Source organism: Escherichia sp. MOD1-EC4550 (assembly GCF_963876935.1).
Classification (GTDB): Bacteria; Pseudomonadota; Gammaproteobacteria; order Enterobacterales; family Enterobacteriaceae; genus Escherichia; species Escherichia coli_F.
The window spans coordinates 487,604-503,584 of record NZ_CAWNSE010000001.1; the positions used below are offsets into that span (position 1 = coordinate 487,604).

Sequence of the window (15,981 nt, forward strand, 5' to 3'; positions counted from 1 at the left end):
TGTCTGCAAACACCAGAGGCGCTAACATAGCGCCTCATTTTTTTGCGGGTGATGATATGCGTGTGTTACTGGCGCCGATGGAGGGTGTACTCGACTCTCTGGTGCGTGAATTGCTGACCGAAGTTAACGACTACGATCTGTGCATCACCGAGTTTGTCCGCGTGGTGGATCAACTGCTGCCGGTAAAAGTTTTTCATCGCATTTGCCCGGAGCTACAAAACGCCAGCCGAACGCCATCCGGTACGCTGGTGCGCGTGCAATTGCTGGGTCAGTTCCCACAATGGCTGGCAGAGAACGCCGCCCGTGCGGTGGAGTTAGGTTCCTGGGGTGTGGATCTTAATTGCGGCTGTCCGTCGAAAACGGTTAACGGTAGCGGCGGCGGGGCGACACTACTCAAAGATCCTGAACTCATCTACCAGGGTGCAAAAGCGATGCGTGAAGCTGTACCGGCGCATTTGCCCGTCAGTGTGAAAGTGCGTCTGGGCTGGGACAGCGGTGAGAAGAAATTTGAAATCGCCGATGCGGTTCAACAGGCTGGCGCTACGGAGTTGGTGGTGCATGGGCGGACAAAAGAGCAGGGGTACCGCGCGGAGCATATTGACTGGCAGGCGATTGGCGAGATTCGCCAACGGCTGAATATTCCGGTGATTGCCAACGGTGAAATCTGGGACTGGCAGAGCGCGCAACAGTGTATGGCGATCAGCGGCTGTGACGCGGTGATGATTGGTCGCGGAGCGCTCAATATTCCCAATCTGAGCCGAGTGGTAAAATATAACGAACCGCGAATGCCGTGGCCGGAGGTGGTTGCTTTGCTACAAAAATATACCCGTCTGGAAAAGCAGGGCGATACTGGGTTATATCACGTTGCGCGGATTAAACAGTGGTTGAGTTATTTGCGTAAAGAATACGATGAAGCAACGGAATTATTTCAGCATGTTCGGGTGTTGAATAATTCCCCTGATATTGCAAGGGCTATTCAGGCAATTGATATCGATAAGCTGCGATAATAGTGGAATCGCAGCTTACCAGAGACAATGAATCGCTTATTCAGCTTCATCATCTTGTTGCGCTCCTTTCATGAGCTAAGCCATATATTGCCACTGGCGCAAGGCGCGCGCAGGGGGAGGACAATCGCCTCCTCCCCCTGCATCCCCGGGCTCTGGCGAACAAAATCGCCGTTGCGCGGTACCTTCAGCTTATCCCCTTCGTCTACCGTGTCGTGCGCAAGTTAACGTCCCTGTAAAACGCGCCCTCAGCCCACCTTCATGTGGGCTGTCCCGGCCTTCGGGGACGCTTCAGCGATTTTGACGCCACCAACACCGGAGCGTTTGCAAATCAAGTACACAAAATATCGAGTTCCTGACCTGACAACTTATATGCCATATCTGATTTTTAAAATATCATCTTAAATACGCCAGTCACCACCAGTAGTCCAATCAGGAAAATAATCAATACAGCCCAGAGTATAATTTTCATTGGCGTTCCTTTATTTGTGAGTGTCGAATAAGTATAGGAAAAAACGAAGCCCTTTGCCGTTACTCATAAGTGATTAAGATAAATCGGAGAATATCATTCACTTACTGTATATTTTTCTGAATATGTCGTTTTATTGCCACTGATGTATTGCCACGCGAAACTAAAAAATATATTGCATCACACGGTAATCTCCGCGCACCTTTTCTTACCTGACTATTCCTCCATGAATCGTGATTCCTTTTACCCAGCCATCGCCTGTTTTCCTCTGTTACTGATGCTGGCCGGGTGTGCGCCTATGCATGAAACCCGCCAGGCGTTAAGCCAGCAAACACCCGCTGCGCAAGTTGACACCGCATTACCCACGGCGCTGAAAAATGGTTGGCCAGACAGCCAATGGTGGCTGGAGTATCACGATAATCAACTCACTTCATTAATTAACTATGCACTGCAGAACGCACCGGATATGCAGGTGGCTGAACAGCGCATTCAGCTGGCTGAAGCCCAGGCGAAGGCAGTTGCCACTCAGGATGGCCCTCAGATCGATTTTTCTGCGGATATGGAGCGGCAAAAAATGTCGGCAGAAGGGCTAATGGGGCCGTTTGCTCTGAACGATCCTGCCGCAGGTACGACCGGTCCGTGGTACACCAATGGTACTTTTGGCTTAACGGCGGGCTGGCATCTTGATATTTGGGGAAAGAATCGGGCGGAGGTTACTGCTCGCCTGGGTACAGTTAAAGCACGGGCGGCGGAACGCGAGCAAACCCGCCAATTGCTGGCTGGCAGCGTTGCCCGCCTTTACTGGGAGTGGCAAACCCAGGCAGCGTTAAACACTGTTTTGCAGCAAATCGAAAAAGAGCAGAACACCATTATCGCGACCGATCGCCAGCTATATCAGAACGGGATTATTTCTTCAGTTGAAGGTGTGGAAACCGATATTAATGCCAGCAAGACTCGGCAGCAGCTCAACGATGTCGTGGGAAAAATGAAAATTATTGAGGCACGGTTAAGCGCACTTACAAATCACCAGATAAAGTCATTGAAGCTTAAACCGGTTGAGTTGCCGAAAGTGGCAAGTCAGCTTCCTGATGAACTGGGGTATTCATTGCTGGCACGGCGGGCAGATTTGCAGGCAGCGCATTGGTACGTTGAGTCATCGTTAAGCACCATTGATGCGGCAAAAGCGGCATTTTATCCTGACATCAACCTGATGGCCTTCCTGCAACAGGATGCGTTGCACTTAAGCGATTTGTTCCGTCATTCCGCGCAGCAAATGGGCGTTACGGCAGGCCTGACGCTACCCATTTTCGATAGTGGTCGTCTTAACGCCAACCTCGATATTGCAAAAGCCGAAAGCAACTTGTCGATCGCCAGCTACAACAAAGCGGTGGTTGAAGCGGTGAATGATGTGGCGCGGGCTGCCAGTCAGGTTCAGACATTGGCCGAGAAAAACCTGCATCAGGCGCAAATTGAACGCGATGCCTTACGTGTGGTAGGTCTTGCACAGGCGCGCTTTAACGCGGGTATCATTGCTGGTTCCCGCGTCAGCGAAGCCAGAATCCCGGCGCTGCGTGAGCGTGCCAATGGCCTGTTATTGCAAGGGCAGTTGCTGGATGCCTCCGTTCAACTCACCGGGGCGCTGGGCGGGGGGTACAAACGTTGATGATATGCGCCTTCTATACTTAACGTTTATTCAGCGTTAAGTGGAGAACTCGATGGCACAGGTCGCGATTATTACCGCTTCCGATTCGGGGATCGGCAAAGAGTGCGCGTTATTACTGGCGCAGCAGGGTTTTGATATTGGTATTACCTGGCACTCAGATGAAGAAGGGGCAAAAGATACCGCGCGTGAGGTGGTTAGCCACGGCGTACGTGCGGAGATGGTGCAGCTCGATCTCGGTAAACTGCCAGAGGGGGCACTGGCGCTGGAGAAACTTATTCAACGGCTGGGGCGCATCGATGTGCTCGTGAATAATGCGGGCACAATGACCAAAGCACCGTTTCTTGATATGGCTTTCGATGAGTGGCGCAAGATTTTTACCGTTGATGTTGATGGTGCATTTTTATGCTCGCAAATTGCGGCCCGCCAGATGGTGAAACAAGGGCAGGGCGGTCGCATCATCAACATTACGTCGGTACATGAGCATACGCCGCTGCCGGATGCCAGCGCCTATACAGCCGCTAAACATGCACTCGGTGGGCTAACCAAAGCGATGGCGCTTGAGCTGGTCAGGCATAAGATTTTGGTGAATGCAGTCGCGCCTGGGGCTATCGCCACACCAATGAATGGCATGGATGACGGCGACGTGAAGCCCGACGCGGAGCCTTCGATTCCCCTGCGGCGTTTCGGCGCAACGCATGAGATTGCCAGCCTGGTGGCGTGGTTATGCTCTGAAGGCGCAAATTACACCACCGGGCAGTCGTTAATTGTCGATGGTGGCTTTATGCTGGCGAATCCGCAGTTCAACCCAGAATAGCGCAGTGAGGTGCGTGGTTATTTCAATGGGTAATATTTGGTAGGCATGATAAGACGTGCAAGCGTCGCATCAGGCATGGTGCGACGGATGTCGGATGCGGCGCAAACGCCTTATTCTAGGCAATGGTTTTACGCCTGATTATCCGGCTTTTTCTTCCCGCGTCGTTTCAGCCACCAGCGCACGCCAACCACCAGAACCACGACCAGAATCAACCAGACCCAGTGCTTCAAATGCTGGTCGAGATTGTGCAACCACGGCGCAATCACCTGACCACCAGCATAACCGATAGTGGTAAAAATCAACGCCCAGGCAAATGCGCCGAGAATATTCAGCGGCAGAAAGATTTTCGGCGGCAGCTGGCTGGCACCAATCAGCGTCGGGCCAATGACCCGAAAGCCATACATAAAACGCGTACCAATGACAAACAGATACGGATGGCGCTGGATAAGTTTCTGCGCCCGCTCAATTTTATCCTGATGCTTAGAGAAGCGGCGTAACAGCTTGCCACCAAACCGCCGCCCGCACAGATAAAGCACCTGGTCGCCAATCATGCCGCCAAGCGCTACAGAAAGTACCACCAGCGGGAACTTTAATAACCCCTGATGTGCCGCAACGCCTCCCAGCAACGTCACGGTTTCACCTTCCGCCAGACTTCCGAGCACCAGCGCGGCATAACCATATTGTGAGATGAGTGTATTGAGATCCATAGGCCCGTCTGTCTCCCTTTGGTTGCTTGTAAGCATACACCCTGTGAATCATTCACGCTGAAAAAGGACGCTCATCAGACGGTGCAAATTCTATGAATGCACAAAAAATAATCACAAGCTGACTTATACTTGAACTGTCAGGTTCATGAACTCACAACAAGGGGGCGGTATGAGCCATGTCTGGGGACTGTTTTCCCATCCCGATCGTGAAATGCAGGTGATTAATCGCGAAAACGAAACGATTTCTCACCATTACACCCACCACGTTTTGCTGATGGCGGCGATTCCGGTGATTTGCGCCTTCATTGGCACCACACAAATTGGCTGGAATTTTGGCGATGGCACCATCCTGAAGTTATCCTGGTTTACCGGACTGGCGCTGGCTGTCTTGTTTTATGGCGTTATGCTGGCTGGGGTCGCGGTGATGGGGCGGATCATCTGGTGGATGGCGCGCAATTATCCGCAGCGTCCGTCGCTTGCGCACTGTATGGTCTTCGCGGGTTACGTTGCGACGCCGCTGTTTTTAAGCGGTCTGGTGGCGCTTTACCCGCTGGTCTGGTTGTGTGCGCTGGTCGGCACGGTGGCGCTGTTTTACACCGGCTACCTGCTTTATCTCGGTATTCCAAGCTTCCTGAATATCAACAAAGAGGAAGGCCTTAGCTTCTCCAGTTCGACGCTGGCGATTGGCGTGCTGGTACTGGAAGTGCTGCTCGCCCTTACCGTTATACTATGGGGTTACGGTTATCGTTTGTTCTAGAAAGTTCTTTTGTGTTGCATTGCTGGCGTAAATGTCAGCAATGCAGCATTTCCTCACGATTCTCCTTTGACGATCGCACTTTTTGCTCGTTATGATGGCGTCGCTAGCCTCAGTAAATCCTTACTCCGGCGGTGCGCAACCTGTGCGCGTGAACCACTATCTGAATGCTCATCATGCCGAAATTTCGAGTTTCTTTATTTAGCCTGGCCCTGATGCTGGCTGTGCCTTTTGCACCGCAGGCCGTTGCGAAAACGGCAGCCGCTACCACCGCTTCACAGCCGGAAATTGCCTCCGGTAGCGCGATGATTGTTGATCTGAATACCAACAAAGTGATCTATTCGAACCACCCGGATTTGGTGCGTCCGATTGCGTCTATCAGTAAATTAATGACCGCGATGGTTGTGCTGGATGCACGATTGCCGCTGGATGAAAAACTAAAAGTGGATATCAGCCAGACGCCGGAGATGAAAGGGGTCTATTCGCGCGTACGACTGAACAGCGAAATCAGCCGTAAAGAGATGCTGTTGCTGGCGCTGATGTCTTCAGAAAACCGCGCGGCGGCAAGCCTTGCGCACCATTATCCCGGTGGTTACAAAGCATTTATTAAGGCGATGAATGCGAAAGCGAAATCGCTCGGAATGAACAACACGCGCTTTGTTGAACCGACCGGATTGTCGGTGCATAACGTTTCAACTGCCCGTGACTTAACCAAACTGCTTATTGCCAGCAAACAATATCCATTGATCGGGCAGTTAAGTACTACCCGGGAAGATATGGCAACCTTCTCTAACCCGACGTATACGCTGCCGTTCCGCAATACTAATCATCTGGTGTATCGCGATAACTGGAATATTCAGTTAACCAAAACCGGCTTTACCAATGCGGCGGGCCATTGTCTGGTGATGCGCACGGTTATCAATAATAAACCGGTGGCGCTGGTAGTGATGGACGCGTTTGGCAAATATACCCATTTCGCCGATGCCAGCCGCCTGCGTACCTGGATTGAAACCGGTAAAGTGATGCCTGTTCCGGCAGCAGCGTTGAGCTATAAAAAACAAAAAGCCGCCCAGATGGCGGCGGCGGGGCAGACGGCGCAGAACGATTAAGGGTAGGCAGGATAAGGCGTTTACGCCGCATCCGGCATTCGGAGCACAATGCCTGATGCGATGCTTGCGCATCTTATCAGGCCTACAAACGTGACGCGTCCGTAGGCAGGATAAGGCGTTCACGCCGCATCCGGCATTCGGAGCACGATGCCTGATGCGATGCTTGCGCATCTTATCAGGCCTACGTCTGCATCAGGCATCCAGCCGTATTTACTCCACTTCCTGCCAGTTTTTCCGCTTACTGGTTTTACCGATCCCCGGATTCATGCTGTTGGTCGGATCGTTCTCGCGATAGAACTTCTGCAACGTCTCCGGTGCTTTATACAAATGACCGACGTTATGCTCGGCAGGGTATTGCGCGCCGCGCTGCTGTAGCAGTTCCAGCATCTGTTCTTTCAACGCATGCACATCCACGCCTTTTTTAACGATGTAATCCTGATGGAAGACATAGCACATAAAATGGCCGTAATAGAGCTTGTGCACCAGCTGGCAGTCGATCTCCGGCGGTAAATGCTCATACCACTCGGTGTCGTTACGCCGCAGAGCGATATCCAGTGCCAGAATGTCTTCGACTTCATCGGAATGCACCGCCTGATAACGAATTGCTGCGCCCGCAGCGGCGAAACGGTGTAAAAACGCTTTGCTGCCTTCTTCCGGCGTACAGACAAAGAAATCGCCCTCGGCCTGTTTGAAATAATCCACCAGCCACGATTTAGCTTCGCCGACGCCATCGCCCGCCATTTTTAACAGCAGATGATGTTCATATTTATCGCGCCAGCTTTTCATGCGCGGTGGTAAATGGCTGGGGAACAAGTGACCGAATTTTTGCATCGCACGGTCGGTAAAATGCGGACGGAAGAATTTCACTTTCTCCAGCATCGCATCGGTGCGTCCCTTGAGATTAAAGAAGAACGGCATCTTGTCGGTGCCTAACTTATCAATCATCAGGAAGGTGTCTTTGCCGTATTTTTCCGCAATATCGTAGATATCCCGGTGCATATATTCCCCGGCAACCGGCAGGTTCTCGAAATTAGCCAGGATATGGCGGCGGATTTCGGTCAGTACTTCCGGCTGGTTGGTGCCGATATAAAACACCTGCTGATTTTTTTCTGCTTCGAAGGTATCAAGACGTACCGCAAAGACGGCCAGTTTTCCGGCGCAACCGGAGGATTCAAACAGGCGATCCGGGTCGGCGTTATAACGTGCGGGTGTGTCGGCTTCAATATCCCGAACGCGGTGAACATAGTCATAATCGTGGGCGTGACGACCATCGTGGCGCACATCGTCATCTTTGATGCGATCGTCATCCAGCTTGCTAAGGATCTGCTCCGGCGTTTCGCCGAGATCAATCCCCAGATGGTTCACCAGCGTCAGTTTGCCGTCTTCATTTATACGCGCGAATAACGACATTTCGGTATACGCCGGGCCACGCTGCACCAGCGAGCCTCCGGAGTTGTTACAAATACCGCCGATGACCGATGCGCCTATACACGATGAGCCAATCACCGAGTGCGGTTCGCGTCCCAGCGGTTTGAGGGCTTTTTCCAGCGAATAAAGCGTGGTGCCCGGATAGGCCAGCACCTGTTCGCCCTTGCCAAGAACGTGCAGCTTGTCGAGACGCAGGGTGCTGATGATCACGATATCGCGATCATAGTCGTTACCGTTTGGCGTCGAGCCTTCGGTCAGACCTGTATTGGCAGCCTGCATCAGAATAATTTTGTCGGCGGTGACGCAGGCTTTCAGCACCCGCCACAATTCCAGTAGTGAGCCAGGGAAAACGACAGCCAGCGCGTCGCCCTGACCAGAACGGAAGCCCTTGCGATAGCGGGCCGTTTTTGCGGGATCGGTGAGCAGGTGTGAATGACCGACCAGACGGGCAAGTTCATTCAAAAAGGCTTTATTATCAGTTGTTGTCATGGAAGACATTTTCCACTCCTTGTGGTGGCGAAAAAATATCACAAACTAGAATAGCGCCTTGTATGACAATTCAGCGAGTGAATATTTTGAAAATTCAGACAATAAACTGAGCATTCTTTTTCTCTCTCCATCATGCTTATGGCAAACTACGGTTTTTGCACCATTTTCGCTGCCTCGTCGGGCAACAGAGGAAGAATAATCCATATGAAATGGCTATGTTCAGTAGGTATCGCAGTGAGTCTGGCCCTGCAACCAGCACTGGCGGATGATTTATTCGGTAACCATCCATTAACGCCTGAAGCGCGGGATGCGTTCGTCACCGAACTGCTCAAGAAAATGACAGTTGATGAGAAAATTGGTCAGCTGCGCTTAATCAGCGTCGGCCCGGATAACCCGAAAGAGGCGATCCGCGAGATGATCAAAGACGGGCAGGTTGGAGCGATTTTCAACACCGTAACCCGTCAGGATATCCGCGCCATGCAGGATCAGGTGATGGAACTGAGCCGCCTGAAAATTCCTCTCTTCTTTGCTTACGATGTGCTGCACGGTCAACGCACGGTTTTCCCGATTAGCCTCGGTCTGGCCTCGTCTTTTAACCTCGATGCGGTGAAAACGGTCGGGCGTGTCTCTGCTTATGAAGCCGCAGATGATGGCCTGAACATGACCTGGGCACCGATGGTCGATGTCTCGCGCGATCCGCGCTGGGGACGTGCTTCCGAAGGTTTTGGCGAAGATACGTATCTCACTTCGATTATGGGTAAGACCATGGTGGAAGCGATGCAGGGTAAAAGCCCGGCAGATCGCTACTCGGTGATGACCAGCGTCAAACACTTTGCCGCTTACGGCGCGGTAGAAGGTGGTAAAGAGTACAACACCGTCGATATGAGTCCGCAGCGCCTGTTTAACGACTATATGCCGCCGTACAAAGCGGGGCTGGATGCAGGCAGCGGTGCGGTAATGGTGGCTCTGAACTCGCTGAACGGCACGCCAGCCACCTCCGACTCCTGGCTGCTGAAAGATGTTCTGCGCGACCAGTGGGGCTTTAAAGGCATCACCGTTTCCGATCACGGTGCAATCAAAGAGCTGATTAAACATGGCACAGCGGCAGACCCGGAAGATGCGGTGCGCGTGGCGCTGAAATCCGGGATCAACATGAGTATGAGCGACGAGTACTACTCGAAGTATCTGCCCGGTTTGATCAAATCCGGCAAAGTGACGATGGCAGAGCTGGACGACGCTGCCCGCCACGTGCTGAACGTCAAATATGATATGGGGCTGTTCAACGACCCATACAGCCACCTTGGACCGAAAGAGTCTGACCCGGTGGATACCAATGCTGAAAGCCGCCTGCACCGCAAAGAAGCGCGTGAAGTGGCGCGCGAAAGCCTGGTATTGCTGAAAAACCGCCTTGAAACGCTGCCGCTGAAAAAATCGGCAACCATTGCGGTGGTAGGGCCACTGGCGGACAGCAAACGTGACGTGATGGGCAGCTGGTCCGCAGCCGGTGTTGCCGATCAATCTGTGACCGTACTGACCGGGATTAAAAACGCCGTCGGTGAAAACGGCAAGGTGCTGTATGCCAAAGGTGCGAACGTTACCAGTGACAAAGGCATTATCGATTTCCTGAATCAGTATGAAGAAGCGGTCAAAGTCGATCCGCGCTCGCCCCAAGAGATGATTGATGAAGCGGTGCAGACTGCAAAACAATCTGATGTGGTGGTGGCTGTGGTCGGTGAAGCTCAGGGGATGGCGCACGAAGCCTCCAGCCGTACCGATATCACTATTCCACAAAGCCAACGTGACTTGATTGCGGCGCTGAAAGCCACCGGTAAACCGCTGGTGCTGGTGCTGATGAACGGACGTCCACTGGCGCTGGTGAAAGAAGATCAGCAGGCTGATGCGATTCTGGAAACCTGGTTTGCGGGGACTGAAGGCGGTAATGCGATTGCCGATGTGTTGTTTGGCGATTACAACCCGTCGGGCAAGCTGCCGATGTCCTTCCCGCGTTCTGTCGGGCAGATCCCGGTGTACTACAGCCATCTGAATACCGGTCGGCCGTATAATGCCGACAAGCCGAACAAATACACTTCGCGTTATTTTGATGAAGCTAACGGGGCGCTGTATCCGTTCGGCTATGGTCTGAGCTATACCACCTTCACCGTCTCTGATGTGAAACTTTCTGCGCCGACCATGAAGCGTGACGGCAAAGTGACCGCCAGTGTGCAGGTGACGAACACCGGTAAGCGCGAAGGGGCGACGGTAGTGCAGATGTACTTGCAGGATGTGACGGCTTCCATGAGTCGCCCGGTGAAGCAGCTGAAAGGCTTTGAGAAAATCACCCTGAAACCGGGCGAAACTCAGACTGTTAGCTTCCCGATCGATATTGAGGCGCTGAAGTTCTGGAATCAACAGATGAAATATGACGCCGAGCCTGGCAAATTCAATGTCTTCATCGGCACTGATTCCGCGCGCGTTAAGAAAGGTGAGTTTGAGTTGCTGTAATGCTTTAGTAAGGGCGAGACGTCTGCGCCCTTTGCCTGATGCGTTGCGCTTATCAGGCCTTCAGGGGTTTTTAACCTCTTGAATTTTCGCTGTTTGTAGGCCGGATAAGGCGTTTACGCCGCATCCGGCAAGAAACGCCGGGCAAAATATGCCCTTTAAGTATTTATCTGATTCTGCAACTGAATCCTTCCGCTCAGGCTAACCCCGCCATTATCAACTATGCTTTTCTCTTAATTCGCTGAAAACAACAGTAAAAGAATGAGGAAAGCATCATGCCACTCTCAAAGCTCTGGGCAGGTTCACTGGTTTTGTTGGCAGCCGTGAGCCTGCCGCTACAGGCGGCTTCAGCCGTTAAAGTCGGTTCGAAAATCGATACCGAAGGCGCGCTGCTCGGCAATATCATTTTGCAGGTGCTGGAAAGTCACGGCGTACCAACGGTCAATAAAGTGCAACTGGGAACGACTCCCGTGGTGCGCGGGGCGATTACTTCCGGTGAACTGGATATCTATCCGGAATATACTGGCAATGGCGCGTTTTTCTTTAAAGATGAAAACGATGCAGCGTGGAAAAATGCCGGGCAGGGCTACGAGAAAGTCAAAAAACTCGATGCAGAGCAAAACAAGTTAATCTGGCTGACGCCCGCGCCTGCAAATAACACCTGGACCATCGCCGTGCGTCAGGATGTTGCAGAGAAAAACAAACTCACTTCGCTTGCCGACCTGAGTCGTTATCTGAAAGACGGTGGCACCTTCAAACTGGCGGCTTCGGCAGAGTTTATCGAACGCGCTGATGCGTTACCTGCATTTGAAAAAGCCTATGGCTTTAAGCTCGGTCAGGATCAGTTGCTGTCACTGGCCGGTGGCGACACGGCGGTGACAATCAAAGCCGCTGCCCAGCAAACCTCTGGCGTTAATGCCGCTATGGCTTACGGTACCGACGGCCCCGTAGCGGCGCTGGGGCTGCAAACCTTAAGCGATCCGCAAGGCGTTCAGCCTATCTACGCGCCTGCACCAGTGGTGCGTGAATCGGTGTTGAAGGAGTATCCGCAAATGGCACAGTGGCTACAGCCAGTCTTCGCCAGCCTCGATGCAAAAACATTGCAGCAACTGAATGCCAGCATTGCTGTGGAAGGACTGGATGCCAAAAAAGTGGCTGCCGACTACCTGAAACAAAAAGGGTGGACGAAGTAATTTCCCGTGACTTATTTCCGTATTAATCCTGTTCTGGCGCTGCTGCTGTTGCTGACGGCAATCGCAGCGGCGCTGCCGTTTATCAGTTACGCGCCTAATCGTTTAGTCTCGGGTGAGGGGCGTCATCTCTGGCAGCTGTGGCCGCAAACGATCTGGATGCTGGTGGGCGTTGGTTGCGCCTGGCTGACCGCCTGTTTTATTCCCGGTAAAAAAGGCAGCATTTTTGCACTCATTCTGGCGCAATTCATCTTCATATTGCTGGTGTGGGGCGCGGGAAAGGCGGCGACACAACTGGCGCAAAATGGCAGTGCGCTGGCGCGTACCAGCCTCGGCAGTGGTTTCTGGCTGGCTGCGGCTCTGGCATTGCTGGCCTGTAGCGATGCCATCCGCCGAATCTCCACGCATCCGCTGTGGCGCTGGTTGTTGCATATGCAGATTGCCATTATTCCGCTGTGGTTGCTGTATTCCGGCGCGCTTAACGATCTCTCGCTAATGAAAGAATACGCCAACCGTCAGGATGTGTTTGATGATGCGCTGGCACAGCATCTGACCCTGCTGTTTGGTGCGGTGCTGCCTGCGTTAGTGATTGGCGTGCCGCTGGGCGTCTGGTGCTACTTTTCCACTGCGCGGCAGGGGGCGATTTTTTCTCTGCTGAATGTCATTCAGACCGTGCCTTCGGTGGCGCTCTTTGGCCTGTTGATTGCGCCGCTTGCCGGACTGGTTACGGCCTTTCCGTGGCTGGGAACGCTCGGCGTAGCAGGAACCGGAATGACACCCGCACTGATTGCGCTGGTGCTCTATGCCTTGCTGCCGCTGGTGCGCGGTGTGGTAGTCGGCTTGAACCAGATCCCGCACGATGTGCTGGAGAGCGCCACAGCGATGGGCTTGAACGGAGCACAGCGATTCCTGCATGTGCAGTTACCGCTGGCGTTACCGGTATTTCTGCGCAGCCTGCGGGTGGTGATGGTGCAAACCGTCGGCATGGCGGTGATTGCGGCGTTAATCGGCGCAGGCGGTTTTGGTGCGCTGGTTTTCCAGGGGCTGCTAAGCAGTGCCATTGATTTAGTGTTGCTGGGGGTGATCCCGGTAATCGTACTGGCGGTGCTGATCGACGCACTGTTCGATCTGGTTATCGCACTGCTGAAGGTGAAAAGTAATGATTGAATTTAGCCATGTCAGCAAACTGTTCGGCACACAAAAAGCCGTTAACGATCTCAATCTCAATTTTCAGGAAGGGAGTTTCTCGGTGCTGATTGGTACATCAGGCTCCGGTAAATCCACCACATTGAAAATGATCAACCGTCTGGTAGAGCATGACAGCGGAGTGATCCGCTTTGCCGGAGAAGAAATTCGCTCGCTGCCAGTGCTGGAGTTGCGCCGCCGGATGGGCTATGCCATTCAATCTATTGGCCTGTTTCCCCACTGGAGCGTGGCGCAAAACATTGCTACTGTGCCGCAATTACAAAAATGGCCGCGGGCGCGGATCGACGACCGTATTGACGAATTAATGGCGCTACTGGGGCTGGAGCCGAATTTGCGTGAGCGTTATCCGCATCAGCTTTCCGGCGGTCAGCAGCAACGTGTGGGAGTGGCCCGCGCACTGGCTGCCGATCCGCAAGTCTTACTGATGGATGAACCTTTTGGCGCACTGGACCCGGTAACGCGCGGCGCGTTGCAACAAGAGATGACGCGTATTCACCGTTTGTTGGGGCGTACCATTGTGCTGGTCACTCATGATATTGATGAGGCGCTACGGCTGGCAGAACATCTGGTATTGATGGATCACGGTGAAGTGGTGCAGCAGGGCAATCCGCTGACGATGCTGACTCGTCCGGCGAATGATTTCGTCCGCCAGTTTTTTGGGCATAGTGAACTGGGGGTCCGCCTGCTTTCGTTACGTAGCGTGGCGGATTACGTGCGTCGCGAAGAACGGGCAGAAGGTGAGGCACTGGCAGAAGAGATGACGCTACGCGATGCGCTCTCCCTGTTTGTCGCGCGGGGTTGTGAAGTGCTGCCGGTGGTGAACACGCAGGGCCAGCCTTGCGGTACGCTGCATTTTCAGGATCTGCTGGTGGAGGCGTAAGCGTATGAAGATGTTGCGCGATCCGCTGTTCTGGCTCATTGCTTTGTTTGTGGCACTGATTTTCTGGCTGCCTTACAGCCAGCCGCTGTTTTCTGCCTTGTTCCCACAACTGCCACGCCCCGTTTATCAGCAAGAAAGTTTTGCTGCTCTGGCACTGGCTCATTTCTGGCTGGTGGGAATTTCGAGTTTGTTTGCGGTGATCATTGGCACAGGTGCCGGAATTATTGTTACTCGCCCGTGGGGCGCGGAATTTCGCCCACTGGTGGAAACTATTGCCGCCGTTGGGCAGACTTTTCCGCCCGTTGCGGTGCTGGCGATTGCCGTTCCGGTGATTGGGTTTGGTCTGCAACCGGCGATTATCGCCTTGATCCTGTACGGTGTGCTGCCCGTCCTGCAGGCGACACTTGCCGGGCTGGGAGCGATTGATGTCAGCGTGACAGAAGTTGCGAAAGGTATGGGAATGAGCCGTGGACAGCGACTGCGTAAGGTTGAGCTACCGCTGGCAGCTCCGGTGATTCTGGCGGGTGTACGAACTTCGGTGATTATCAACATTGGCACGGCGACGATCGCCTCAACGGTAGGGGCCAACACGCTGGGTACGCCCATCATCATCGGGCTTAGCGGATTTAATACTGCGTATGTGATCCAGGGGGCGTTACTGGTGGCACTGGCGGCGATCATCGCAGACCGCCTGTTTGAAAGGCTGGTGCAGGCGCTTAGCCAGCACGCAAAATAAAGGTATAACCTGCGAGCATGACGCCACCAATTCCGCCTAACGCCATAAAAAGGAACAGGGCGATGACCCCAATTTTAGCTATGCGCATAATGCACTCCTTATGTTAACGAAAGGATTGTACAGTAAAGCGCATTTGTTAACGAATCATTAAATGCCGAGTGGGAAAATATCATGGCCTTGTTCCTGCCAACTGGTAAGTTGCTGCTGTTGGGCAGAGGTTCGATTTTCACCGCACCACACCAGCAATGTACGGCCTTCGAACAGTTCAGGGCGTAGTTGATTGAGCGAGTGGGCGAGGACATCAATGCGCCATCCTTGTTGACTGGCAATCCAGCCCTCTAGCCACAGACGGGTGGTATCCTGAATATTCCAGCCAACCACCAGCGCATCTTTACCCTGTTTTTTACGTGCCGAAGCCAGACAAATGGCGATGTAGTTGATCAGTACGCCGTCGAGGATCGCCAGCAGCGCCTGGAGAGTCGGTTGTTGGCACTGAAGCCGTCGGCGCAGAGGAATAAACAGGTGCGTGGTGAGTGTCTGGGCGGGGTAATCCTGACCGCGCTCTTTGATCCACGTTCGCAGGCTATGCAGATTGCCGCTTTGCAGGTAAGTCAGTAATGTTTCTTGCTGATCGCGCCAGCCGTTCTGCACATCAACATTTTCATTACTGAGCAGCATTTTAACTTTGCTGACCTGCACGCCGTTGTCGATCCAGCGTTTGATCTCGCGGATCCGGTCAATATCGGCATCATTGAACAGCCGATGACCGCCGTCTGTCCGTTGCGGTTTCAGCAATCCGTAACGCCTCTGCCACGCGCGTAACGTGACAGGGTTAATATCACAAAGCAACGCCACTTCACCAATTGTGTAAAGCGCCATCGTCTCACCCTTGCTCGCGAGGTCCCAGTTTAACTTTAGACGCAGTTTTGCGAACCAGGTAGTTTTGCCCGTTTTTTGTTCATCTATAGGGTGATTTTATTTTTGCCAGGCGATTTTGAGTGATCGTACTCACGAATTCTCATTTTTCTGCAAG

15 protein-coding genes are annotated in these 15,981 nt (G+C 53.1%); 10 read left to right on the plus strand and 5 right to left on the minus strand.

All coding sequences use genetic code 11. The features are described 5' to 3' along the window. The first annotated feature begins 56 nt into the window (after positions 1-56). A complete protein-coding gene (dusC, locus tag AACU19_RS02230; RefSeq protein WP_001264872.1) occupies positions 57-1,007 on the plus strand; it encodes a tRNA dihydrouridine(16) synthase DusC in 951 nt (316 codons plus the stop codon). Positions 1,008-1,392: 385 nt separating this feature from the next. On the opposite strand, the gene yohP is transcribed toward dusC, so the two are convergent. Continuing rightward, on the minus strand, positions 1,393-1,476 hold the full coding sequence (yohP, locus tag AACU19_RS23665; protein ID WP_000691708.1) for a small membrane protein YohP: 84 nt from the start codon (positions 1,474-1,476) through the stop codon (positions 1,393-1,395). Positions 1,477-1,699: 223 nt separating this feature from the next. Between yohP and mdtQ the strand changes: the two genes are divergently transcribed. Both mdtQ and AACU19_RS02240 read left to right on the plus strand, forming a co-directional pair. Further along, positions 1,700-3,136 (plus strand): multidrug resistance outer membrane protein MdtQ, encoded by a 1,437-nt coding sequence (mdtQ, locus tag AACU19_RS02235; protein ID WP_105278023.1) that lies wholly within the window; start codon positions 1,700-1,702, stop codon positions 3,134-3,136. 52 nt (positions 3,137-3,188) lie between these two features. Beyond that, entirely contained in the window at positions 3,189-3,950 is a 762-nt protein-coding gene (locus AACU19_RS02240; RefSeq protein ID WP_000079552.1) for an SDR family oxidoreductase, read from the plus strand. Between the two features lie 128 nt (positions 3,951-4,078). Here AACU19_RS02240 and AACU19_RS02245 read toward each other — a convergent pair whose 3' ends face one another. Next, entirely contained in the window at positions 4,079-4,657 is a 579-nt protein-coding gene (locus tag AACU19_RS02245; protein ID WP_039020538.1) for a DedA family protein, read from the minus strand. A 169-nt stretch (positions 4,658-4,826) separates the two neighbouring features. Here AACU19_RS02245 and AACU19_RS02250 point away from each other — a divergent pair, with 169 nt between their 5' ends. Beyond that, positions 4,827-5,414: a Yip1 family protein gene (locus tag AACU19_RS02250; protein ID WP_032238975.1), complete on the plus strand. Its 588-nt coding sequence runs from the start codon at positions 4,827-4,829 to the stop codon at positions 5,412-5,414. Positions 5,415-5,587: 173 nt separating this feature from the next. Beyond that, positions 5,588-6,520: a D-alanyl-D-alanine endopeptidase gene (gene pbpG / locus AACU19_RS02255; RefSeq protein WP_032184587.1), complete on the plus strand. Its 933-nt coding sequence runs from the start codon at positions 5,588-5,590 to the stop codon at positions 6,518-6,520. 210 nt (positions 6,521-6,730) lie between these two features. On the opposite strand, the gene dld is transcribed toward pbpG, so the two are convergent. Further along, positions 6,731-8,446 carry a D-lactate dehydrogenase gene (gene dld, locus AACU19_RS02260; RefSeq protein ID WP_000097375.1) on the minus strand — a complete coding sequence of 572 codons (1,716 nt, stop codon included), beginning with the start codon at positions 8,444-8,446 and terminating at the stop codon, positions 6,731-6,733. A 195-nt stretch (positions 8,447-8,641) separates the two neighbouring features. Here dld and bglX point away from each other — a divergent pair, with 195 nt between their 5' ends. The 5 genes from bglX to yehW all read left to right on the plus strand — a co-directional run bounded on the left by bglX (position 8,642) and on the right by yehW (position 14,948). Beyond that, positions 8,642-10,939, plus strand: coding sequence for a beta-glucosidase BglX (gene bglX, locus AACU19_RS02265; RefSeq protein WP_000871482.1), 2,298 nt, complete (start codon positions 8,642-8,644; stop codon positions 10,937-10,939). A 272-nt stretch (positions 10,940-11,211) separates the two neighbouring features. Next, positions 11,212-12,129 carry a glycine betaine ABC transporter substrate-binding protein OsmF gene (gene osmF / locus AACU19_RS02270; protein ID WP_032303355.1) on the plus strand — a complete coding sequence of 306 codons (918 nt, stop codon included), beginning with the start codon at positions 11,212-11,214 and terminating at the stop codon, positions 12,127-12,129. Between the two features lie 6 nt (positions 12,130-12,135). Further along, positions 12,136-13,293 carry a glycine betaine ABC transporter permease YehY gene (yehY, locus tag AACU19_RS02275; RefSeq protein WP_032303354.1) on the plus strand — a complete coding sequence of 386 codons (1,158 nt, stop codon included), beginning with the start codon at positions 12,136-12,138 and terminating at the stop codon, positions 13,291-13,293. After that, a complete protein-coding gene (yehX, locus tag AACU19_RS02280) occupies positions 13,286-14,212 on the plus strand; it encodes a glycine betaine ABC transporter ATP binding protein YehX (protein ID WP_105278024.1) in 927 nt (308 codons plus the stop codon). The genes yehY and yehX overlap by 8 nt, the downstream gene beginning before the upstream one ends. Before the next feature lie 4 nt (positions 14,213-14,216). After that, positions 14,217-14,948 carry a glycine betaine ABC transporter permease YehW gene (gene yehW / locus AACU19_RS02285; protein ID WP_105278025.1) on the plus strand — a complete coding sequence of 244 codons (732 nt, stop codon included), beginning with the start codon at positions 14,217-14,219 and terminating at the stop codon, positions 14,946-14,948. Here yehW and AACU19_RS02290 read toward each other — a convergent pair. Together AACU19_RS02290 and mlrA are read right to left on the minus strand one after the other, a co-directional pair. Next, entirely contained in the window at positions 14,929-15,036 is a 108-nt protein-coding gene (locus tag AACU19_RS02290; RefSeq protein WP_001216963.1) for a protein YohO, read from the minus strand. The two genes, yehW and AACU19_RS02290, sit on opposite strands and share 20 nt — an antisense overlap. 59 nt (positions 15,037-15,095) lie before the next feature. Further along, positions 15,096-15,827 (minus strand): HTH-type transcriptional regulator MlrA, encoded by a 732-nt coding sequence (gene mlrA / locus AACU19_RS02295; RefSeq protein ID WP_001240401.1) that lies wholly within the window; start codon positions 15,825-15,827, stop codon positions 15,096-15,098. Between the last annotated feature and the right edge of the window lie 154 nt (positions 15,828-15,981).

Coding starts and splice junctions, on each gene's coding strand:
- osmF (WP_032303355.1), top strand. CDS start 11,212: ATGCCACTCTCAAAGCTCTGGGCAGGTTCACTGGTTTTGTTGGCAGCC.
- yehW (WP_105278025.1), top strand. CDS start 14,217: ATGAAGATGTTGCGCGATCCGCTGTTCTGGCTCATTGCTTTGTTTGTG.
- mdtQ (WP_105278023.1), top strand. CDS start 1,700: ATGAATCGTGATTCCTTTTACCCAGCCATCGCCTGTTTTCCTCTGTTA.
- AACU19_RS02290 (WP_001216963.1), bottom strand. CDS start 15,036: ATGCGCATAGCTAAAATTGGGGTCATCGCCCTGTTCCTTTTTATGGCG.
- pbpG (WP_032184587.1), top strand. CDS start 5,588: ATGCCGAAATTTCGAGTTTCTTTATTTAGCCTGGCCCTGATGCTGGCT.
- mlrA (WP_001240401.1), bottom strand. CDS start 15,827: ATGGCGCTTTACACAATTGGTGAAGTGGCGTTGCTTTGTGATATTAAC.
- AACU19_RS02240 (WP_000079552.1), top strand. CDS start 3,189: ATGGCACAGGTCGCGATTATTACCGCTTCCGATTCGGGGATCGGCAAA.
- yehX (WP_105278024.1), top strand. CDS start 13,286: ATGATTGAATTTAGCCATGTCAGCAAACTGTTCGGCACACAAAAAGCC.
- AACU19_RS02250 (WP_032238975.1), top strand. CDS start 4,827: ATGAGCCATGTCTGGGGACTGTTTTCCCATCCCGATCGTGAAATGCAG.
- yohP (WP_000691708.1), bottom strand. CDS start 1,476: ATGAAAATTATACTCTGGGCTGTATTGATTATTTTCCTGATTGGACTA.
- AACU19_RS02245 (WP_039020538.1), bottom strand. CDS start 4,657: ATGGATCTCAATACACTCATCTCACAATATGGTTATGCCGCGCTGGTG.
- bglX (WP_000871482.1), top strand. CDS start 8,642: ATGAAATGGCTATGTTCAGTAGGTATCGCAGTGAGTCTGGCCCTGCAA.
- dld (WP_000097375.1), bottom strand. CDS start 8,446: ATGTCTTCCATGACAACAACTGATAATAAAGCCTTTTTGAATGAACTT.
- dusC (WP_001264872.1), top strand. CDS start 57: ATGCGTGTGTTACTGGCGCCGATGGAGGGTGTACTCGACTCTCTGGTG.